The sequence below is a fragment of the Sphingomonas sp. R1 genome (assembly GCF_025960285.1).
Classification (GTDB): domain Bacteria; phylum Pseudomonadota; class Alphaproteobacteria; order Sphingomonadales; family Sphingomonadaceae; genus Sphingomonas.
Genome location: NZ_CP110111.1, coordinates 1,405,920 through 1,426,363, shown reverse-complemented (window position 1 = coordinate 1,426,363; position 20,444 = coordinate 1,405,920). Strand labels below are relative to the sequence as shown.

The following is a 20,444-nucleotide window of genomic DNA, read 5'->3' as shown; positions in this document are numbered from 1 at the left end:
GCCTCAGCTCGGCCGGGCGGGGATGCGCAGCGCGATCACGGTGCCGCCGGCGGCGGCGTTGGCGATCGACAGCTCCAGCCCCGCTGCCTCGGCGCGTTCTCGCATGCCGATCAGCCCGAAATGCCCGTCCGGGGCAGAATCCCGAACCCGTGCGGGCGGCAGGCCGATGCCGTCGTCGCGGCAGGCGATGGCGATCTCGGCGGCGCGATACTCGATCATCAGCGTGATCCGCGCCGCGCGGGCATGGCGCACCGCATTGAGGATCGCTTCGCCGACAATGGCCTCGATCTCCTCGGCCTGTTCGGCCGGGACGGTGCGCGGGGTGCCGCGGGTGGTGAGCCCCCATCGCGGGCCGGCCGAGGGGATCAGCTTGTCGGCGAGGGCGCGGATCAGCGCGGCGGGGTCTGCCGCCTCGGTGCGGCGGCGCAGGCGCTGCACGCGCGCGCGGCCCAGTTCCAGTGCATCGCGCGCTTGGTCGCGCCCTTTCAGCAGCGCGGTGCGGCCGGCATCTTCGGGCGGCAGCGTCTCGGCGGCGTTATGAAAGGCGAGGATCAGGCCCTGCATGTCCTGCAGCATCGTATCGTGCAGTTCGCGTGCGATCCGCTGGCGCTCGCGCTCGCGGGCCTCGGCGGCAAGTTGCAGCCGCGCGCGGATCTGGCGAACGCGCAGCGCATAGATGCCCCAGCCCCCCAGCAGCAGCACGAGGCCGCACAGGATCTTGAACCCCAGGCTCTGCACGAAGCTGGGCGGAATGGTGAAGGCGACCGTCGCGCCCTGGCGGTTCCAGACCCCATCGTTGTTCGCCGCGATCACCTGGAAGCGGTAGGTGCCCGGCGCGAGATTGGTATAGATCGCCTGGCGGCGCTGGCCCGGATCGACCCAGTTCTCCGCCCCGCCGCCGAACAGCCGGTAGCGGAAGGCGACGCGTCGGGGCGAGGCGAGGCTGAGCGCGGTATAGTCGATTTGCAGGCTCGTGGTTCCGACGGGCAGCGTCAGTTTCGGCGCCGCCGCGAAGCTGCGATCGCCGACGAGGATCTGGCGGATCACCACCGGCGGCGCGACCGGATTGCGCACGGGACGCCGCGGATCGAACGAAAAGATGCCTTTGTTGGTCGCCATCCACAGCACGCCGTCCGCCGCTTCGAACAGGTTGCCGAAGCCATAGCTTTCGCTGGTGCCGAGCAGCCCGTCTTCCTGCGTGAAGCTGCGCGAGGGAAGGGGCGCCTTCGGATCGGCAAAGCGCCGCTCCAGCGCGGCGGTGTCGATCCGCGTGAGGCCCGCCTTGCTGAGCAGCCAGGTGACGCCGCTGCGCGTCTGGGTGATTCCGGATACGTCCTGCAGGAACGGATAGCGATCGCTGGACAAGGTGCGGATGCGGTCGCCCCGCAACATCGCCAGCCCGGTTTCGCCGCCGATCAGCGTATAGGCGGGGCCGGTGAAGAACGCCTCGACAAAGGCGAGCGGATTGGCGGCGGGATCGAAGATCAGCTGCGCCTGCCGTCCTCCCAGCCGCAGCGTGTCGCCATAGCCGACATAGCTGAAGGCGCGCCCTTGGCGATCGGTATCGAGCGCGAAGGGGGTGTAGCGTGGTGCGCGGCGATCGACGATCGTCCAGTGCCAGCCTGCCTTGTCCCGCCAGCGCAGCCCCTGCGCTGGCGTGCTGAAACCGACCCAGAGCGTGCCGTTCGGCGCCTGCGCGCATTTGAAGGGGGCGGGGGTGCCGGCCGTCGGGATGCCCGGTACGGCGAGGTCCGGTGCCGCGGCAGCGCCGGGGCCGTCGAAGCGCCGCAGGGCGGCCCGACCGGTACGCCACCACAGGCCGCCGTCGGCGGCACCGCAGGGCAGGTCATAGGGCGTGCGTCCCGGCGGCAGTGCCAGCGGAGTCATCCTGCCATCGGCGTCGACGCGGAAGACATGCTCGCCCTTGCGCAGATAGATGGTGCCCTGCCCGTCGCGCAGCACCTGATGCGGCGCGAAGCTGCCCGCCGGCACTTCGGCGATCGCGCCGGTCGCGCTGCGATCGACAAAACTGGCGGGTCGGAAGCGGGCGAGGCCGGTGCTGGAGGGAAACCAGAGGCTGCCCTCGCGATCCTCGCGGCCGGCGGCGGTAAATGCCGGCGCGGCACCCGGCAGGGCGAACCGCTGGGCGCGCTCCACCTGGACCGCGCCGGCGCGCAGGCGATCGGCGGCGAAACGCAGCAGGACGCGCCCGTTGGGCACCACCCACAGCGCCCCCGAGCGATCGAAACCCAGCTCCACGGTCTTGAACGCCGGCCCGAGATCGAGCGGCGGTCCGGCGGCGGCGGGGACCTTGCCGGCGGGGTACCGCCACAGCTTGCCCTGTTCGGCCAGCCAGAGGGTGCCGTCTGGCGCCACCGCGATGCCCGCGATCCCCTCCAGCGGCCGGACCTGCCGGACAACCGCCGCCTCGGGATCCACCAGCAGCAACTCCGTCTGGCCGACCAGCCAGATCCGCCCGTCGCGCCCGATCGCCATGCGCAGGATGTGGTAGCGCGCGGGCAGACGGAAGCGGTGCCAGCGGCCTTCCCGGAAGCGGAAGAGGAAATCGGCATTTGCCGCCCATATGCTCCCGTCGCGGCCGGCAGCGAGCGCGCGGACGCGACGTTCCATGCCGCTGGGGGCGGGGAAGACGATGCTGTCCCCGCGCACCCGGGCGATATGGCCGTCGCCATATTGCAGCCAGGTCTCGCCGCCCGGACCCGGCACGATATCACTCACGCCGGCGCCGCCCTTGCGTTCGAACCTCGGCAGGCGCTCGAAGCGCACGCCGTCGAACTGGTAGAGCCCGGTCTCGGTGCCGATCCACAGATAGCCGGAGGCGACCTGCTGCGCCACGCTGGCACCCGCGGGCGCGTCCTCCTCCTCGGTCCAGCGCTGGAACTTGTAGCCGGGCAGGGGCGTCAGCACATCGGCTGGCTGGGCAAGGGCAGCGGGGATGAGCAGGGCAGCACCCAGCACGGTGACGAGGGCCGCGAGCCCTCTCGAAATCGCGGATCCGGCTCCGTATAGGCTGCGGCGATGGCAAGTCCCGCTCCGATCCGCGTCCTGATCGTCGACGACCACGCGCTGCTGCGCGACGGCTTGGCCGGCTATGTCGGCCGCCAGGACGACATGGTCGTGGCGGGGGAGGCGCGCGACGGGCGCGAGGCGATCGACTTGCACCGCGCCCTGCGGCCCGACGTGACGCTGCTTGATCTGCAGATGCCGGTGCTCGGCGGGCTTGAGGCGCTGGCGGGCATCCGCGCGGAAACGCCGCAGGCGCGGGTGGTCGTGCTCACCACCTTCGACGGCGACGTCCAGGCATTGCGCGCCCTCAAGCTCGGCGCGCAGGGCTATCTGCTGAAGAGCGGGCTGCACGAGCATCTGGGCGACGCGATCCGCACCGTGCACGCGGGCGGACGCCATCTCCAGCCCGAGGTCGCCGCGGCGGTGGCGATCGCGGCGGCCGGCGATCGCGTCACCGATCGCGAAGCCGAGGTGCTGCGGCTGGCCGCCGAAGGCAATGCCAACAAGCAGATCGCCTATCTGCTGGGCGTGGGCGAGGAAACGGTGAAGAGCCACATGCGCAGCCTGCTCGAGAAGCTGGGCGCCCGCGATCGTTCGCACGCGATCACCATCGCGCTGCGACGCGGTATCCTGGAACTCTGAAGGGGAGGCCCGCCCTGATGTGCGGGCGCATCCCGGTGGCAGCGGCGGCATGGGCGGTTCTTCGGGCGAGAGGGCCGGGCAAGGCTCGCCTTGCTATGCTGCCGGTGGGCCCGAGGCCGCAAGGGTCAATTCTGCGTTCGCAACGATGCGCGGCAGCGATCCTGCTGAGACGATGGAGGTTACCGGGAGAAAGTGGCAGGGGAGCTCGGATTCGAACCGAGGGCCTTCGGTTTTGGAGACCGACGCTCTAACCAGCTGAGCTACACCCCTGTGCGGTCCGCTCCTTTATCGGGCGATTCCGGCGGGGGCAAGAGCGAAGATGCGCGGACCTGCACATCGCGCCAACGCAAAGCGCCGCCGCGGATGTCCGCAGCGGCGCCTCGGGTGCAATGGTTCGGAAGTGTTTGTGTTTTTAGGCGTTCGCGTAGGTGACGCGGGTGCGGCGCGTACGGCGCATCGCAGCGCCAGCCAGACCGAAGCCGCCGATCATCATGCCCCAGGCTGCCGGTTCCGGCACGCCGGTCGGCGCGAACACGCCCTGACCGCCGTACGAACCATTGCCGCGCGACACGCCATTGATGGTGATGTTGTTCTGAATGCCGGCCAGGATCGGCACGTCGTTGGCGAACACCACTTCGTTGATGCCGCCGCCGAACGCGCCGGTCAGCTGTACGCCGTTGAAGAACACCGAGGTCAGGTCGAGGTCGGTCGGACCCTTGAACTTGACCGCGCTGGTGGTGATCGTGCCGCTCGCCGTGCCGCTCTGCGGCAGGGTGAACTGGTAGATGTGGGTGAAGTTGCCGGCCGTGATGCCCGACTGGCCGAAGCTGGTCGAGATGGTGCCATCAACACCGAAAGCGATGTTCATGTCGGCCGGGCCGAAATAGGTTTGCGCCTGAGCGGGTGCGACGGCGACGAGCGCCGCAGCGCCGAGCGCTGCCGCCATAATTGTACGATACATGCGGGGTGTCTCCCTTAACGGCAAGTGAACCATTGCTGTGCAGGCGAGACCCGCGAAGGGTTCCAAAGTTCCAATAAAAAAAAGGGGTTATGTCTCGATTCGGGAACGCTGCGCCGAAAGTCACGCCAGCGCGCGGCTCGTTTCATTACCGTTTCGTGACGCTAGCGAACGCACCTCGCCGACGGGAAGCGGCCGGCCGAAATAGAAGCCCTGCGCACGCGTGCAGCCAAGGGCCTGGACCATCTGGTGCTCGACCTCGGTCTCCACGCCTTCCGCGGTCGTCGCCATGCCCAGGCTGTCGGCCAGCGCAACCACGGCGCGAATGATCGCGATCGCCTCACGCGTGCCACGGGCGGCGCACTGGACGAAGCTGCGATCGATCTTGATCGAGCTGAAGCGGGTATGGGTAAGGTAGCCGAGCGACGAATAGCCGGTGCCGAAATCGTCGAGGCTCAGCCGCACGCCGAGATCGAGAATCTGTTCCAGCACGCTGACCGCCGCGGTGCCTTCGCGCAGGAACACGCTTTCGGTCACTTCCAGCTCCAGCCGATCGGCGGCGAGGCCGGAGCGGGCGAGCGCATTGGCGACGATCGCTGCGAAGCCGGGATTGTGCAGCTGATCGGGGCTGACGTTGATCGCGATCCGCGCGGGCTGCTCCCAGCGGGCCGCTTCGTCGCACGCGGTGCGCAGCACCCATTCGCCGATCGCACCGATCAGCCGCGCCTCCTCGGCGAGCGGGATGAACTTGGAAGGCGGGATGCTGCCGAGTTCCGGATGCGTCCACCGCAGCAGCGCCTCGAACCCGATCAGCCCGCCGCTGCGGGCATTGACCACCGGCTGATAGGCGAGCTGCATCTGCCCCTTCTCGACCGCCGCGCGCAGCGCGATCTCGAGAACCCGGCGCTCTTCGGCCGCAACGTGCAACTGCGGCTCATAGGCATGGAACACGCCGCCGCCCGCATCCTTCGAGCGATACAGCGCGAGGTCCGCGGAGCGGACCAGCGTCTCCGCCGTGCGCCCGTCGCGCGGCGTGATCGCCAGGCCGACCGATGCGCCGATATACAGCGTGTGCTGATCGACCTCATAGGGTTGGGACACCGCATCGATGATGCCCTGGGCGAGCCGTTCCACCCGCTCGCCGTCGCGCGCGTCGCGCACCACCACGGCGAACTCGTCGCCGCCCAGCCGCCCGATCATCTCGTTGGCGCTGACCAGCTGGCGCAGCCGCTCCGCCACGCGCTGGAGCAGCCGGTCGCCCACCGGGTGGCCGAGCGTGTCGTTGACCGCCTTGAAGCGATCGAGGTCGATCATCATGAAGGCGCAGCGCCCGCCCCATTTGTCGGCCTCGGCCATGGCTGCGGCGAGCGTTTCGTTGATGTGCAGGCGGTTGGGCAGCCCGGTCAGGGCGTCGAACCTGGCCATGCGGTGAATCTGCTCGGTCGCGCGGCGTTGCTCGGTCACGTCCGAACTGACCCCCCGGAAGCCCGAAAAGGCGCCGCGCTCGTCGAACTTGGGGCTGGCCGACATTCGCCACCAGCGGCGATCGCCGTCGATGTCGATGGGCACCGCCAAGTCGGCGAACGGCTCGCGACCTTTCAGCCGCTCGGCGAGGGCGTGGAATTCGGCGGTGACTCGGCCGCTTTCCCAGGCCGGACCGGCGAGCAGCTTGAGAAACGGCATCCCCGCCAGCGTCCCGGCATCGAGCCCAAGGGAGGCTGCGAGCCTGGGGCTGGCCCGAACCACGCGGCGCTGCGCGTCGATCTCCCACAACCAGTCCGAACCGGCATCCTCGAATTCGCGAAGCAGCAGGCTCACCGTCTGATCGCGTTCGGCCAGCGCCATTCGGTTGGCCTGGAGCAGCACCACCGCGCGGGCGCGGCCGAAGCTGCCGGCGCCGAGCAGCAGGGTAAGCATCGTCGCGGCGGCGGCGAGCAGCGGCGTACCGACGAGCAGCAGGGTGACCGCACAGACTCCACCCAGAATAGCGATAAAGCTCAAGCCGACGAGCGGCAGCACGCCGATCGTCATCGCCGTTGCGGTCAAGACCAGCGTCGTGGCCGCCCAAAGGTCGAGGCTCTGCCGCGCCGTGGCGATCGAGCCGAACGCGAGGGGAAGGATGGCCCAGGCCAGCCCCATCGCGATGCCTTCCACGCCCGTTCCACGGAGATCGCCCAAGGTGGCGGTAAGCGCATGGCCCTCGCGCCAGCCGAGGCGCCGCAGCGTCACCCAGCCGGCAGTCCCCAGCGCCAGTGCCATCCAGCAGAACAGCAAGCGGTGCGAGGCGAGCGGCGCAAGCGCGATCGCTGCCAGCGCGGCGCCCAGCGTGTGCGCGGAAAAGAGCAGCAGCGCGCTCCGCCGGCCGGCATCGAGCTGTGCGGCGCGCATCCGCGCCCAGTCGATCGAATCCTTGGGATCGCTCAGCGCCAGCAACGCGCGAAGATCGACGCGCGGTTGGATCAGCGGCGTTGGCGTGGAACTGCTCACGGTCCCGGCGTAGCGCAGGGAGGTTAGCGAGAGGTTAGGCGGATCGCGAAATGGACCTGATCGCGTTCATTTGCTCGCTTATGTGGCGGCGGTGCCGCACCGCGCGTCCGGCCGGGGACGTGCCCCGGCCGGATCTGGCTATCAGGCGGCGATCGCGTAGGGCTTGATCTCGCCGTTCAGGTACAGGTTGCGGGCCTTGGCGCGGCTCAGCTTGCCCGAGCTGGTCCGCGGCAGGGTGCGGGGCGGCACGAGTTCGACCACGCAGTTCATGCCGGTGACCGAGCGGACGCGCTCGCGGATCTCGTCGCGCAGGCGCAGCCGCTCCTGCTCGTCCGAGGTGCGGCACTGGACCAGCACGGCCGGCGTCTCCTCGCCACCCGGCGTGGTGATCGCGAAGGCGGCGATGTCGCCCTGCTTGAAGCCGGGCAGCTGTTCCACCGCCCATTCGATGTCCTGCGGCCAGTGGTTCTTGCCGTTGACGATGATCATGTCCTTGGCGCGGCCGACGATGTAGATATAGCCGTCCGACATGTAGCCCATGTCGCCGGTGTCCAGCCAGCCATCGGCCATGCACGCCTCGGTGGCGGCCTCATCGCGGAAATAGCCGACCATTACCGACGGGCCCTTGCACCAGACCTTGCCGATCGCCTTTTCGGGAAGCGGCGTGCCGTCTTCCTCGCGGATCTCGATGGTCATGTCGCGCGCCGGCTTGCCGCAGTTGACCACGGCGCGGTAGCGCTGCGGGCGATCGGCGCGGGCGACGCCGCCGGAAAGCTGCGTCTCCTCGACCAGCTCGACCACGATGCCTTCGCCCGGCGGCATGATCGAGACCGCCAGCGTCGCCTCGGCCAGGCCGTAGCTCGGCAGGAAGGCAGTCGCCTTGAAGCCCGCATCGGCGAAGGCGTCGACGAAGCGCTGCATCACGTCCGGACGGATCATGTCGGCGCCGTTGCCGGCGAGCCGCCAGCGGTGGAGGTCGAAGCGCTCGCTCGCCTTGGTCTGGCTGGACATGCGGCGGGCGCAGATGTCGTAGCCGAAGGTCGGCGAATAGGAGATGCTGGTGCCGGGATTGCGGCTGATGAGGTCCAGCCAGGCGAGCGGGCGCCGGGCGAAATCCTCGGTCTTCATGTAATCGGTCGAAACCTGGTTGGCGACCGGCGACAGGAAGCAGCCGACCAGACCCATGTCATGGTACCAGGGCAGCCACGAGATGCAGCGATCCGACGCCTGCACTTCCATGCCGTGGCTGTGCGCGGCGAGGTTGTTGAGCAGCGCGTGGTGGGTGATCACCACGCCGTGCGGGAAGCGGGTCGAGCCGCTCGAATATTGCAGATAGGCAATGTCGTCCGGCTTGGCCTGCGGCAGCGTTGTCTCCGGCGCGGGGCGCTCGGAGAAGGCGGCCCAGTCGATCCCGTCCACCTCGGTCAGGCGCGCGGCCTCGGCGCACATCGCGCCGATCTCGGGCGGGTAGATCAGCAGCGTCGGGTCGCAGCTCTCGAGCTGGACACGCAGCTGGTCGATATAGGATTGCGCGCCGCCGAAGCTGGTCGGCAGCGGCAGCGGTACCGGCCAGGCACCGGCATAGATCACGCCGAAGAACAGCGCGGCGAATTCCGGCCCGGTCTCCGCGATCAGCGCAATGCGATCCTGCGGCTGGATGCCGGCCGCGATCAGGCGGCGCGCCTGCTCCAGCGCGTCGGCACGCAGTTCCGCGAACGGATAAGGCCGTGCGAGCTTGCCGCGCGCATCGTGAAAGTTCAGACCGCGCACACCCTGCGCGGCATAATCCAGCGCAGCGCCCAGCGTTTCGAAATCAGCGAAACGGCGCGGGAGACTGTCTTCCGTGGGCGTGGGCGCAAGCACTGCCGTATCCACTGTTTCGAGCGATCCCGTTTCGTTCAATACCATTCTTTTTCTCGTGCCCCTGTGAGGTAGCAGGTCGTTGTGCCCCCACAACGCAGTTTTCCGCAGGTGCTCTGCTACGCAGTATCGTTCAAAATCGGTTGGCACTGTGGCACAATCAAGGCGCATGCCCGAACCGTCCCGTTCCAAGCCACCGCTCACCGCCGCCGATCTCGATCGCCTGGCGCTGCGCTACGTAGAGCGCTTCGCCACCACGCGCGCGCGCCTGAGCGCCTATCTCGCCCGCAAGCTGCGCGAACGCGGCTGGGATGGCGAGGGGGCGCCGGACCCGGGCGGCATCGCCGAGCGGATGGCGGAACGCGGCTATGTCGACGACCGCGCCTTTGCGGAGGCGCGGGTGCGATCGATGGCGCGGCGCGGTCTGGGTGCGCGGCGCGTGGCGATGGCGCTGCGCCACGACGGTATCGATGCGGAGGACAGCGCCGACCTGGAAGAGGCGATCGCGGCCGATGCGTTCGCCAGCGCGCTCGCCTTTGCGCGTCGTCGCCGATTCGGACCTTTCTCGGCAAAGCCCGTGGATCGAGATCTTCACAAAAAGCAAGTCGCTGCATTTTTACGGGCGGGGCACCCGCCTGAAATTGCGTTTAGAATATTGCGCATGGAACCGGGAGAGGAGCCGGAAGCCCCGTTCAACGCGGGACATTCCTGATCGCACAAAGCGATTCCCCTTACGGGTAATGCTGTGTTAATGTTGCTGGCTTGGGGGATAACGATAATGCGTGCTGAGCAACAGCTGGCGTCTGAACACTATGCGGTCGCATCGGAAGGGGAACTCCGGTTCGTGCGTGATGTCGAGGTCGACGAACGAGTATATCGCGGGGTCATCAAATGGTTTGATGTGACGCGGGGCTTCGGGTTTCTGGTCGCGGACGATCCTACCGTCGGCGACATCCTGATCCATTTCTCGGTATTGCAGGATCATGGCCGCCGCAGCCTGCCGGAAGGCGCGCGGATCGAGTGCGTTGCGGTGCAACGCCAGCGCGGGCTGCAGGCCAAGGCCGTGCTCTCCATCGATCTCAGTGAAGCCGTGGAGCCGGTGAAACGGCCGGTCGAGCGGGTCGAGCGGCTGAAGCTGATGGGCGAGGCCGGGCCATTCGAGCCGGTTACGGTCAAGTGGTTCAACCGGCTCAAAGGCTACGGCTTCCTGGTCCGTACGAGCGACACCGCTGACATCTTCGTGCACATGGAGACGCTGCGCCGCGCGGGCATCGAGGAAGTCGAACCCGGCCAGCCGCTTCGCGCCCGCATCGTCGATGGCGAAAAGGGCCCGCTGACCGTAGCCGTCGAACGACCGCTCTGACGCCGGACGCGATCGCGGATATGCCGCCAGGGGCCAGGCGGGCGGCGGCGATCCGCGCTCGCTTGTGCCTCTGCCCGAATATGATATTAAGGTGATATCATCATTCGAGCGAGGCTCTTCGATGTCGCCCTGGATACGCGCGGCGGCGCTGCCGTTGCTGCTGGCCCTTGCCGCTTCCCCCGCCACGGCGCAGACGCCCCCAGAGCGTGAGATCGCGGCGCCGGGGCCGAAGGGCCCGCTCGCCGGCACGCTGATTCCGCCGGCACGGGGCAAGCCGGTGGTACTGATGCTGCCGGGCTCCGGCCCGACCGACCGCGACGGCAACAATCGACTGGGCGTCCAGGCCGGTAGCACCCGGCTGCTCGCCCAGGCGCTGGCGGTGCGCGGGATCGGATCGGTACGGATCGACAAGCGCGGACTGTTCGGCAGCGCGGCGGCAATTTCCGATCCCAACGCCGTGACCATCGCCGACTATGCCGACGATGTGCATCAATGGATACGGGTGATCCGCGCGAAGACCGGCGCGCGCTGCATATGGGTGCTGGGGCACAGCGAGGGCGGCCTGATCGCGCTCAAGGCGGCGCAGGCGCCCGAGGGCATTTGCGGGCTGGTGTTGCTTGCCGCCGCAGGACGGCCGCTGGGAACGCTGTTGCGCGAGCAACTTGCCGCTGCCGCATTGCCGCCGGAGATGCTCGCGCAGGCCGATGCCGGGTTCGCCCGGCTGGAGCGTGGCGAGCCCGTGGACGCAGCGGCCATGCCGCCGGTGTTGCTGCCGCTGTTCGCCCCGGCAGTGCAGGGGTTCCTGATCGACCAGATGGCGCTTGACCCTGCCGTGTTGGCGCGGGCCTATCGGGGCGCGGTGCTGATCGTGTCGGGGACGAACGATGTCCAGGCCGTTGCCGCCGATGCCAAGGCGCTGCACCGTGCGCGACCGGACGCGACGCTGTTGGAGGTGCCGCGCATGACGCATGCGCTCAAGCAGGCCGAATCGGATGGCCGCGCCGCCAGCCTCGCCACCTATCGCGATCCGGCGCTGCCGCTGGCACCGGGGCTGGTGGAGGGGATCGCCGCCTTCGTCCTGCAGCATTCGCCGCGCTGAGCCGCATCGGAACCTTGCCGAGCCGCCCGCTTGGCGGTATCGGGCAGGGCCATGGGACTTCCTTTTCCGATCTTCACCTGGTGGAACGGCGCCACGTTCGGCACTCGCATGGGACTGCGCGGCAAGAAGCGCGTCGGCGAGGACTCGCTCGGCAACCTCTATTTCGAGGGTGGCCGCGATCCCAACGGCATTCCGCGCCGCTGGGTGATCTACAAGGGGTCCAACGATGCCAGCCGCATTCCGCCGGAATGGTTCAGCTGGCTGTCCCATCAGATCGACGGCGCACCCGATGAGTCGCTGCCGCCGGTGCGCGCATGGGAAAAGCCCGCCGAGCCGAACCTGACCGGAACGGAGCTCGCCTATCGTCCGCCCGGCGCGCTCGAAAAGGGCGGCCAGCGGGTACGTGCCACGGGCGATTACGAGGCCTGGACGCCCGACGCATGAAGGCTGCCGCGGCGCTGGCCGCGCTCGCGCTGGCCGGATGTGCGGGCGGCGGGGGCGGCAACGGTGCCGCTGCGGGCGACAATGGCGGTGACGAGATCGTGATCACCGGCGCCGGCGACAATCAGGGCGTCGATACCGTCTCGACGGGCCCGGACGCTGCGACCGTCGATGCCGCTGCCACCCCCATGCGCGAACGCGTTGCGGTGCTGGGCGTGCTGAACAAGCGCAACGGCGTCGAGCGCGAGATCACGCTGAAGCCCGGCCAGGCCGCGCGAATCGACGGGACGGTGACGGTTCGCCTGCGCGCCTGCGAACGCACCGCCCCCTGGGAGCAGGACCGGCTGACCGGCGCCTTCGTCCAGCTGGACGTGCACCGCGACGACAAGCGCTGGCACCGGGTTTTTTCCGGCTGGCTCTACAAGGAGCAGCCGGCGCTCAACGTGGTGCAGCACCCGATCTACGATGTCTGGCCGAAGAGTTGCGCGATGACCTTCCGGGACAGCGGGCCGGAGACCGTGCCGGCATCGTCGCCCGGGGCATCCAGCGCGAAGAGGTCGCCTGCGGGGGACGGGAACGAAAGCGCGCCGCTACCCGCGCCGGCCGAATCGCCGAGTGCCGCTTCCAGCAACGCGACATAGTCGTCGCGCGGAATCTCCACCGCGCCCATCGAGGCGAGGTGGTCGGTGATGAACTGGCAGTCGAGCAGCTGGAAGCCGCCGGCCTTCAGTCGTGCGACGAGATGCGCCAGCGCGACCTTGGAGGCATCGCGGACCCGGGTGACCATCGACTCCCCGAAAAAGGCCCGGCCCAGCGCCAGGCCATAGAGGCCGCCGGCGAGCTGGTCGCCTTCCCAGCATTCGATCGAATGAGCATGGCCCTGGCGGTGCAGCGCCAGGAAGGCGTGCTCGATCGTGCCGTTGATCCAGGTGTCCGGGCGGTCGGCGGCGGCTTGGGCGCACAGTCGCAGGATGCCCGCGAAATCGCGGTCGATGGTGACGTGGAAGCGATCGGCGAGGATCGTCTTGCGCAGCGAGCGGGCACAGTGAAAGCCGTCGAGCGGCAGCACGCCGCGCAGCTTGGGCTCCACCCAGTAGACCGCCTCGGCATCGCGCGAATCGGCCATCGGAAACACGCCCATCGCATAGGCCCGCAGCACCAGGGCGGGATCCAGTTCCCTGGCGGGCGGCCGGTGGCGCGTCACCATCGCTGGACGCGTTCCGCCAGATAGCGTTCGATGACCTGCCAGCTATCGTTGAACGCGCGGGCGCCGGCGCTGCGGGGCGCGAAGGCTCCCACCGGCGCACGCTGCACCGCCACCGATTCGATGAGGCTCGCCATCGGGATTACCGGCCAGTCCGGGTGCCGGGCGAGCGCGTCGGCATGCAGCTTGCGGCGCCGATCGACCATCGCGTGCACCGGCAGCAGGGGCACCTTGGCGCCGCGCTGCGCGAGATGGGCGGCGACATCGTCGAACGCGCGCTGCGACAGCGGCGAGGGCACCACCGGCACCACGATCAGATCGGCGGCGCGCATCACCTGTTCGCTCGTCTCGGTCAGGCCCGGCGGGCAATCGAGCAGGATGCGGTCATAATCGCCGCCCAGATCTTCCAGGAGCTTGCTCAGCCGCTTCTTCTTGTCGAGCGCGTGAAAGAGGTGGTCGAGCTGGCGCAGCGAGCTGTCCGCCGGCAGCAGATCCAGCCGCTCGACTGCGGTGCCGCGGATCAGCTTGGCCGCGGCGACGTCCTTCGAGAAGATCGACTGGGCAGGGTGGCGCCCGGCCGCATCGCCGCCGAGCAGGAAGGTGGAGGCCGCCTGCGGATCGAGATCCCAGAGCAGCGTGCGCCGGGCCGAGCGCATGGCCGATGCCCAGGCCAGGTTGATCGTCAGCGTCGTCTTCCCGACGCCACCCTTCAGGCTGTAGACCGCAACGGTGGACACTGGAGTCTCCTCGGGGGTGAAGCTGGCATGAAAAAAGCCCGGCGGAAATACCCGCCGGGCCCTGTTTTTCTGCGGTGCAGCGCCGTCTCAGGCCTTGCAGGTGTGGACCGAACCGTCGGCGAGCGTGATCTTGGCCGCCTTGGCGGTGCCGTCGATCTTGTAGCCGCCTGCCGCGACATAGGGCTTGCCCGCTTCGGGTGCGGTGAGCAGCACCGACTTGGGCGAATCCTTCTTCTCGCGCAGCGCGACCATCTTGCTGCCCTTGAAGAAGTCGGCCGCGAGCAGCGTGTTGCCCGGCTGGCAGCGGAAGCTCACCGTCGCCTCGATCGTCGGCGGGGCTTCGACCGGCGCAGCGTTGGCGAGCTGCGACGCCATCGGATCCGGCGCGCGGCTGTCGACCACTTCGGGCTGGTTGTTGCAGGCAGCCAGCGAAAGCAGGGCTGCGGCGGAGAGGACGAGGGGGGAGGCGTTTTTCATAGCGTAGGGTGCTTTTCCTCAGGTGCTAAACATCGTCAAGCGAAAAGGGGGTACAACATATCGCGGAATTGTGCATCGCAACGGCGTGGACGCAAGCATCGCGCAACCGGGAAACCTCCGCACCTAAGGGCAGATGCCGCTACCGGGGGGAGGACGGCGTTTAGCTTGCTTGACCCCGCGGCGGCGACTGCGCAGGAAGCGGCGGAGGAGAGTTGGAATGAAGCCGAGCCTGTGCTGGATGCTGATGCCGCTGGCGCTGCTGGCCGCCTGCGGGGAAACGCCCAGCGAAAACGCCGCCGACGATCCCGCCAATGCCGCGGTGCGTCGCGGGCCGATGCTGGGCGCAGTCGACCTTGCCGCGCCGCTGGAACTGCGCGGCGGATCGCTCGAGACCGGCTGGACGCTCGATCTGGCGCCGGGGCGCATTCTCTACCGCCCGGCCGGCGGCAAGCCGGTACCCTTCTACCCGATCTCGCCGCAGATGAAGAACGGTGCCGCGGTCTATCCCACCCAGACCCCGGACGGCGCGGCGGTGACGATCACGCTGCGGCCCGGCAGCTGCCTCGGCGGCGGGATCGTCCTGGCCGAGGTCCGGATCGGCGCAAAGACGCTGGAGGGCTGCGGCTTTGCCCAAAGCATCGAGCAGGTCCACCGCGACCTGTACAACGAAGCGCTCTCGGTGCCCTATGACAATGGTGCGGCCGGGAACGACAGCGAATAGGCGCAGCCCGCCCAAGGGTGTCGGGTGGCGCCATTGGTAGGGAGCGCGTGTCTGGACTTGGGTGGAGAGCCGCGGCTCCGTTTTTGGGATATATGGCTGAATGGCTGACCGCACGATGCTCCAATTCGACTATGAGGAAGTTCACGGTCGAACGGTGAGTGGAGTCGTGGGACGCCGAGATGGTCCTGCCGGTTGGGAATCCATCGCCTTTGTCGTCGAGCAGAGAGCCGTCGTGCTTCGGGTAGATCCTGATACGGATGAAGTGGTCGTCACCTTGGAAGAAGCCTCCAACCTTACGAGCGGCTGGATTGAAGTTGCGGAGATTGCCGATGCCATCGGTTCTACGCTTGGATGGTGTTGGATAGGTCGCAATTACCGTGGTTATCTTGACATGTTCACGCTGTCATTTTTTGGTATCGAACCGCAAATCTGCTTCCTTGGCGAAGCCTCCACCCTTACGATTAAGCACATCAACGCGAGCCGCTAAACGCCCACTTTGGGCGCTACGTGTCTCACACGTTCCTGCGTAGGCACCGTCGCCCTACGTCGTAGATGCCAACCGTGAACACACCCGCGAGGCCTGCTCCAACCTCGGGCGGAGCGGAAGTTAGATGCTCGCAAAGCGCGGCGAGCAGTCCGCCTGCGGCTATCGCGATCAGGAGGGCTGGGAGAGGGCGCATTCCGAAAGAGTAGCAGAGCAGCGCGCATCCTGAAGCTCCCTCACCCGGGAATATGCGCTGCCGGGAGGGTGAAGACGAAGGTGGCGCCGCCGCCGGGGGTCTGTTCCGGCCAGATCTTGCCGCCATGTCCCTGGACGAGATGGTGCGAGATGGCGAGGCCGAGCCCCATGCCCCGTCCCTCGCGCCCCGGGGCGCCGAGGCCGGGCTGGAACAGCATGGGCTGCAGCGCGGGCGCGACGCCGCGGCCATTGTCGATCACATGCACGGCGACGGTACCGCTCTCGTGCGGGCGCGTCGCGACCGTGATCGCCGCATCGTGCCGATCGGCACAGGCCTGGCCGGCGTTGCGCAGCAGGTTGGCGAGCACCTGCGCGATCTGGACATTGTCGAACCGGGCATGCGTCGCCTGCGGCGCGATGTCGACCGTCACCGGCGGCAGCAGCCACGGCGCCGCGGCGCGCACGAGCAGCACCGCCTCTTCCACCACCGGCGCCAGCGCGCGGGTTTCGAGCAGCAGGTCGTCCTGGCGGACCATCCGCCGGATGCGCCGGATGATCTCGCCCGCCCGATGCAGCTGCTGCTCGGCGGAATGCGCCAGCCCCTGGGCTGTCGCGTCGCTCGACGGGGCGAGGCGGAGCGCGGCGAGATAGTTGGTCGCGGCCGCGAGCGGCTGGTTGAGTTCGTGCGCCACCGTCGCGGCGATCGAGCCGAGCGCGCTGGCGCGGGTCAGCTCGACCATCTGTCGCTCGATCACGCGGCGCTCGGCCAGCATCCGGTCGCGCTCCTGCAGCCGGGCGCGCAACTCGCGGTCGACGCCGATGCGGTGGTCGGCGAGCGTCACATAACTCGACAGCGTCTGCAAGAAACGCACCTCGGTGTCGCTGAAGCGGCCGCAGCAGCGCCGGCCGAACGCGAGCGTGCCGAGCAGTCGATCCTTGTGCAGCAGCGGCGTGCCGTAGAAGGCACGCAGGCCCATGCCGCGCGCGACCTCGTGGCGAGGATCGTCCGACTCGTGGATATTCTCGCCGATCATCACCCGGCGTTCCTGCACCAGCGTGGCGCACACACCTTCGGTGATCCCGATGCGACGCCAGTCCTGCATCCGCTCGGCCGGAACGCCGCCCCAGGCGGCGAGGTCCAGCATCTCGGCGGCTTCGTCGAACGCATAATGGAAGAAGACGTCGAGGCGCAGCTGGGTGCGGATCCGCTCGAAGATCCGGTCCAGCGCGGGGGCAAGATCCTCGGCCTGCAGAAGCTCGCTCGCGCTGTCTGCCAACAGTTCGAGCAGCTGACGATGCACGTTCTCGTCGCTGCCACCGTCGCAGGCCTGGTCGGTGGTGCCGGAAAGGTCGGTGCGGGTCAGCATCGCATGGTTTCTCAAAGATGAGAGTATCCGGACCGTGCAGGAAGCCCACTACGTATTGCTACTTGGTCTCAACAGAGCATCCGGCCGCCGTCCCATTCGGAGCTAACGCTAATCATTATCGCGCAAGAAGGGGGCAAGTTCGCGCCAGGCGGGAAGCTTGGCCGCCAAGCCGACGGTATGCAGCGGGCTAGAGGACGGCAGCGCGATGATCGCATAGCGGCTGGCGACGGTGCCGAGCTGGCGCAGACCGTGGCGATGTGCGGTGGCGCCGTTGAACGCGATCGCGCGCAGATCGGGCAGGGTGGCGGCAAGCGCGGCGATGTCGTGCGGCGCAATGTCGCGCAGCGCCGCATCGGTGCTGCCGGGGCGCGTCGCGCTGGCCACCACGTCCCACAGGCCGATCCGCGCCGCACGCAGCGCCGCCAGCCGCTCTTCATACTCCAGCCCCGCGAGATCGCGGCCGGCGGCAGGGGAGAGCAACTGCCAGAACTGGTTCTGCGGGTGAGCGTAATAGCGTGCGGCGGCCAGCGAGCGCTCCCCGGGCAGCGAACCCAGTATCAGCAACCGGGTATCGGAGGCGACGACGGGCGGGAAGCTGTGCTTGCGTTCGGACATCGCGGCGATTGGTAGGGCAGGGCGGCGCGCGTCGAAAGGGGCGGCTGCGCGGACGCGGGATTCAGGGTGAAATCGAAGGTCTTTTCTGGCCGGATGCGCACCGCGTTAAGGATTGGTCAAGCATGTTCGCCATGTGCATGGGATCCGGAGTCGATCTACGTCCTTATTGGTGAACATGCGTTAACCGTAAAAATGCGGAATGGACTTCCTTTCTACTGAGCGGATTTCGCCAGAATCTTTTTTCAAGAGTTTACAATAATTCAATTCTCTCGGCCGAATAACGGTGCGGCGCACAAACAGCGCTCCGCATGGGCCGGCGATTTCGGCCCCGCCGCAGAAGCGGCGTTTTTCCAGAAGGGATCACCCATGGCTTTCTCCGTGAACACCAATGTCGGCGCGATGGCGGCTCTGCAGAGCCTGAGCTCGACGCAGAAGGATCTGTCGACCACCCAGAGCCGCATCAACACCGGCCTGGCGGTTTCGTCGACCAAGGATGACTCGGCGACCTACACGATCGCCCAGGGCCTGCGCAGCGATCTGGGCGGCCTGAAGTCGGTGTCGTCGTCGCTCAGCCGCGCCAAGAGCGTGACCGACGTCGCCGTCGCCGGTGCCGAGCAGATCTCCGACATCGTCAACCAGATGAAGGCCAAGGCCTATCAGGCTGCGGACGCCGGCCAGACCGCCGACAGCCGCACGCAGCTGAACAACGACTTCACCGCGCTGCGTGACCAGATCACCACGATCGTCAACTCGGCGAACTTCAACGGCACCAACCTGCTCAAGACCGGTGGTGGCACCGTGACGGCGCTGCAGTCGCTGCAGGACTCGAACACCGCGTCCACCGCCTGGAACCCGGACTCGCTCTCGGTTTCGAACCAGGGCCTGGATCTCGGTGGCTCGACCATCACGATCTCGTCCTCCGCGACGATCAGCACCCAGGCTTCGGCGCAGTCGATGATCGACACGATCACCACCACGCAGAGCAACCTGACCGGCGTTCTCGGCCGCCTCGGCGCCGCGTCGCGCAAGATCGACGCGCAGCAGTCCTTCACCAGCAAGCTGTCCGACACGATCGAGAGCGGCATCGGCAACCTCGTCGACGCCGATCTGGCGAAGGAATCGGCGAAGCTGCAGGCGCTGCAGGTCAAGCAGCAGCTCGGCGTGCAGGCGCTGTCGATCGCCAACCAGGCGCCGCAGACCATCACCTCGCTGTTCCGTTAATCGACGGACTGGCCAACGGGTCCAACCCTGGGGCCCCGAAGCCGGAGAGGGTCGGGATGGTTCGCCATCCCGGCCCTTTCTTTTTGTCCCGCGCGCCCGGCTTCCCGCGCGGTGCGAATGCGGTTAGGATCCTGCGCATGGCCCGCACGATCACCCGCTACCGGGATTTCTGGCCCCATTATCTGCGCGAACATGCCCGGCCGGCGACGCGCAGGCTCCATTATGTCGGCACCGCGCTCACCTTCGCCGCGCTCGCCGCAGGCGCGCTGCTGAACAGCTGGTGGTTCATCGCCATTCCCCTGGCCGGCTACGGCTTTGCCTGGGGCGCGCATTTCGGCGTGGAGCGCAACCGGCCGGCGACCTTCACCTATCCGCTCTGGTCGCTCCTGTCGGATTACCGCATGTTCTTCCTGTGGATCGCCGGCCGGCTCGGTCCGCATCTGAAGCAGGCCGGCGTCGCGCAATAGATTGCGTTGCTTGCGCGCGGCCGGGGCAGGACCCTATCTAGCCGCCATGCACGTTTCCCAGAACACGCTCGCGTTGATCGGCAATACTCCGCTCGTCCGGCTGCGGGGCCCCAGCGAGGCGACCGGCTGCGACATCTTCGCCAAGTGCGAATTCGCCAATCCCGGTGCTTCGGTGAAGGACCGCGCCGCGCTCTACATCGTCAACGATGCCGAGGAGCGCGGGCTGCTGTCGCCCGGCGGAACGATCGTCGAGGGTACGGCGGGGAACACCGGCATCGGCCTGGCGCTGGTCGCCAATGCCAAGGGCTATCGCACGATCATCGTGATGCCCGAGACGCAGTCGCGCGAGAAGATGGACACGCTGCGCGCGCTCGGTGCCGAACTGGTGCTGGTGCCGGCGGCGCCCTATTCGAACCCCGGCCACTTCGTGCACACCAGCCGCCGGATCGCCGAGGAGACGCCCAATGCGATCTGGGCGAACCAGTTCGACAATATCGCGAACCGCAAGGCCCACATCTACGGCACGGCGGAAGAGATTTGGACGCAGATGGAGGGCCGCATCGACGGCTTCACCTGCGCAGCGGGTACCGGCGGCACCATCGCCGGCGTCGGCCTGGGGCTGAAGGCGAAGGACGAGAATGTCACCATCGCGCTCAGCGACCCGCATGGCGCCGCGCTTTACGAATATTTTGCCTGTGGCGAACTGCGTGCCGAAGGCTCGTCGGTGGCCGAGGGCATCGGCCAGGGGCGGATTACCGGCAACCTCGAGGGCGCGCCGATCGACACGCAGTTCCGCATCTCCGACGAGGAGGGGCTGGAATGGGTGCGCCGACTGCTGGCGGAGGAGGGGCTGTGCCTTGGCCTGTCCTCGGGCATCAACGTCGCCGGCGCGGTGCGGCTCGCCCGCGCCCTGGGTCCGGGCAAGCGGGTCGCCACGATCCTGTGCGATACCGGCTTCCGCTACCTGTCGACGCTGTACGATCCGGCATGGCTGGCGGCCAAGGGGCTGCCCGTTCCGGCAGAATTGGCGTCGCGCTGACGCTACGCTCGACAATCGCGCGCTTGCGCGTTACATTTAT

19 protein-coding genes, 1 tRNA gene and 1 pseudogene are annotated in these 20,444 nt (G+C 68.0%); 11 read left to right on the top strand and 10 right to left on the bottom strand.

Features of this window, described 5'->3' with window-relative positions; translation table 11 throughout:
* Positions 1 to 3: 3 nt before the first annotated feature.
* Positions 4 to 2,979: a triple tyrosine motif-containing protein gene (locus OIM94_RS06900; RefSeq protein ID WP_264609337.1), complete on the bottom strand. Its 2,976-nt coding sequence runs from the start codon at positions 2,977 to 2,979 to the stop codon at positions 4 to 6.
* 60 nt (positions 2,980 to 3,039) lie between these two features.
* Here OIM94_RS06900 and OIM94_RS06895 point away from each other — a divergent pair, with 60 nt between their 5' ends.
* On the top strand, positions 3,040 to 3,669 hold the full coding sequence (locus tag OIM94_RS06895) for a response regulator (protein WP_264609336.1): 630 nt from the start codon (positions 3,040 to 3,042) through the stop codon (positions 3,667 to 3,669).
* A 193-nt stretch (positions 3,670 to 3,862) separates the two neighbouring features.
* Here OIM94_RS06895 and OIM94_RS06890 read toward each other — a convergent pair.
* From OIM94_RS06890 to OIM94_RS06875, 4 genes are all read right to left on the bottom strand, one after another.
* Positions 3,863 to 3,939 (bottom strand) — tRNA-Trp (locus tag OIM94_RS06890).
* Between the two features lie 142 nt (positions 3,940 to 4,081).
* Positions 4,082 to 4,630: an FxDxF family PEP-CTERM protein gene (locus OIM94_RS06885; RefSeq protein WP_264609335.1), complete on the bottom strand. Its 549-nt coding sequence runs from the start codon at positions 4,628 to 4,630 to the stop codon at positions 4,082 to 4,084.
* A 120-nt stretch (positions 4,631 to 4,750) separates the two neighbouring features.
* On the bottom strand, positions 4,751 to 7,015 hold the full coding sequence (locus OIM94_RS06880; RefSeq protein WP_264609852.1) for a putative bifunctional diguanylate cyclase/phosphodiesterase: 2,265 nt from the start codon (positions 7,013 to 7,015) through the stop codon (positions 4,751 to 4,753).
* A gap of 240 nt (positions 7,016 to 7,255) precedes the next feature.
* Positions 7,256 to 9,022, bottom strand: a complete 1,767-nt coding sequence (locus OIM94_RS06875) for a fatty acyl-AMP ligase (protein ID WP_264609334.1) — start codon at positions 9,020 to 9,022, stop codon at positions 7,256 to 7,258.
* A gap of 121 nt (positions 9,023 to 9,143) precedes the next feature.
* Between OIM94_RS06875 and OIM94_RS06870 the strand changes: the two genes are divergently transcribed.
* The 5 genes and pseudogenes from OIM94_RS06870 to OIM94_RS06850 all read left to right on the top strand — a co-directional run.
* Complete coding sequence (locus tag OIM94_RS06870) at positions 9,144 to 9,686, top strand: regulatory protein RecX (RefSeq protein ID WP_264609333.1); 543 nt, start codon at positions 9,144 to 9,146, stop codon at positions 9,684 to 9,686.
* A 66-nt stretch (positions 9,687 to 9,752) separates the two neighbouring features.
* Positions 9,753 to 10,337, top strand: coding sequence for a cold-shock protein (locus OIM94_RS06865; protein WP_264609851.1), 585 nt, complete (start codon positions 9,753 to 9,755; stop codon positions 10,335 to 10,337).
* Positions 10,338 to 10,458: 121 nt separating this feature from the next.
* Positions 10,459 to 11,436 (top strand): alpha/beta hydrolase, encoded by a 978-nt coding sequence (locus tag OIM94_RS06860; RefSeq protein WP_264609332.1) that lies wholly within the window; start codon positions 10,459 to 10,461, stop codon positions 11,434 to 11,436.
* 51 nt (positions 11,437 to 11,487) lie between these two features.
* Positions 11,488 to 11,880, top strand: coding sequence for an NADH:ubiquinone oxidoreductase subunit NDUFA12 (locus tag OIM94_RS06855; RefSeq protein WP_264609331.1), 393 nt, complete (start codon positions 11,488 to 11,490; stop codon positions 11,878 to 11,880).
* Positions 11,877 to 12,302: pseudogene (locus OIM94_RS06850) on the top strand (DUF2155 domain-containing protein); the annotation flags it as partial. The gene OIM94_RS06855 and the pseudogene OIM94_RS06850, both read left to right, overlap by 4 nt.
* A 35-nt stretch (positions 12,303 to 12,337) precedes the next feature.
* Here the strand turns inward: OIM94_RS06850 and aat are convergent.
* From aat to OIM94_RS06835, 3 genes are all read right to left on the bottom strand, one after another.
* Positions 12,338 to 13,084, bottom strand: coding sequence for a leucyl/phenylalanyl-tRNA--protein transferase (gene aat / locus OIM94_RS06845; protein WP_264609330.1), 747 nt, complete (start codon positions 13,082 to 13,084; stop codon positions 12,338 to 12,340).
* The gene (locus OIM94_RS06840) at positions 13,078 to 13,818 is read right to left on the bottom strand and encodes a ParA family protein (protein ID WP_264609329.1); all 741 of its coding nucleotides are present in this window, start codon (positions 13,816 to 13,818) and stop codon (positions 13,078 to 13,080) included. The genes aat and OIM94_RS06840 overlap by 7 nt, the downstream gene beginning before the upstream one ends.
* 87 nt (positions 13,819 to 13,905) lie before the next feature.
* Positions 13,906 to 14,295 carry a hypothetical protein gene (locus OIM94_RS06835; RefSeq protein ID WP_264609328.1) on the bottom strand — a complete coding sequence of 130 codons (390 nt, stop codon included), beginning with the start codon at positions 14,293 to 14,295 and terminating at the stop codon, positions 13,906 to 13,908.
* 217 nt (positions 14,296 to 14,512) lie between these two features.
* On the opposite strand from OIM94_RS06835, the gene OIM94_RS06830 reads away from it, so the two are divergent.
* Both OIM94_RS06830 and OIM94_RS06825 read left to right on the top strand, forming a co-directional pair.
* Positions 14,513 to 15,016, top strand: coding sequence for a hypothetical protein (locus OIM94_RS06830; RefSeq protein ID WP_264609327.1), 504 nt, complete (start codon positions 14,513 to 14,515; stop codon positions 15,014 to 15,016).
* A gap of 100 nt (positions 15,017 to 15,116) precedes the next feature.
* Positions 15,117 to 15,503, top strand: a complete 387-nt coding sequence (locus OIM94_RS06825) for a DUF6334 family protein (RefSeq protein WP_264609326.1) — start codon at positions 15,117 to 15,119, stop codon at positions 15,501 to 15,503.
* A gap of 233 nt (positions 15,504 to 15,736) precedes the next feature.
* Here the strand turns inward: OIM94_RS06825 and OIM94_RS06820 are convergent, their stop codons facing one another.
* Both OIM94_RS06820 and OIM94_RS06815 read right to left on the bottom strand, forming a co-directional pair.
* Positions 15,737 to 17,062: a sensor histidine kinase gene (locus tag OIM94_RS06820; RefSeq protein WP_264609325.1), complete on the bottom strand. Its 1,326-nt coding sequence runs from the start codon at positions 17,060 to 17,062 to the stop codon at positions 15,737 to 15,739.
* Positions 17,063 to 17,170: 108 nt separating this feature from the next.
* Complete coding sequence (locus OIM94_RS06815; RefSeq protein WP_264609324.1) at positions 17,171 to 17,677, bottom strand: DNA-deoxyinosine glycosylase; 507 nt, start codon at positions 17,675 to 17,677, stop codon at positions 17,171 to 17,173.
* Between the two features lie 366 nt (positions 17,678 to 18,043).
* On the opposite strand from OIM94_RS06815, the gene OIM94_RS06810 reads away from it, so the two are divergent.
* The 3 genes from OIM94_RS06810 (at position 18,044) to OIM94_RS06800 (ending at position 20,404) form a co-directional block, all read left to right on the top strand.
* The gene (locus tag OIM94_RS06810; protein ID WP_264609323.1) at positions 18,044 to 18,898 is read left to right on the top strand and encodes a flagellin; all 855 of its coding nucleotides are present in this window, start codon (positions 18,044 to 18,046) and stop codon (positions 18,896 to 18,898) included.
* Between the two features lie 137 nt (positions 18,899 to 19,035).
* Positions 19,036 to 19,365, top strand: a complete 330-nt coding sequence (locus OIM94_RS06805) for a DUF962 domain-containing protein (protein WP_264609322.1) — start codon at positions 19,036 to 19,038, stop codon at positions 19,363 to 19,365.
* A 46-nt stretch (positions 19,366 to 19,411) separates the two neighbouring features.
* Positions 19,412 to 20,404, top strand: coding sequence for a cysteine synthase A (locus OIM94_RS06800; protein WP_264609321.1), 993 nt, complete (start codon positions 19,412 to 19,414; stop codon positions 20,402 to 20,404).
* Positions 20,405 to 20,444: the final 40 nt, after the last annotated feature.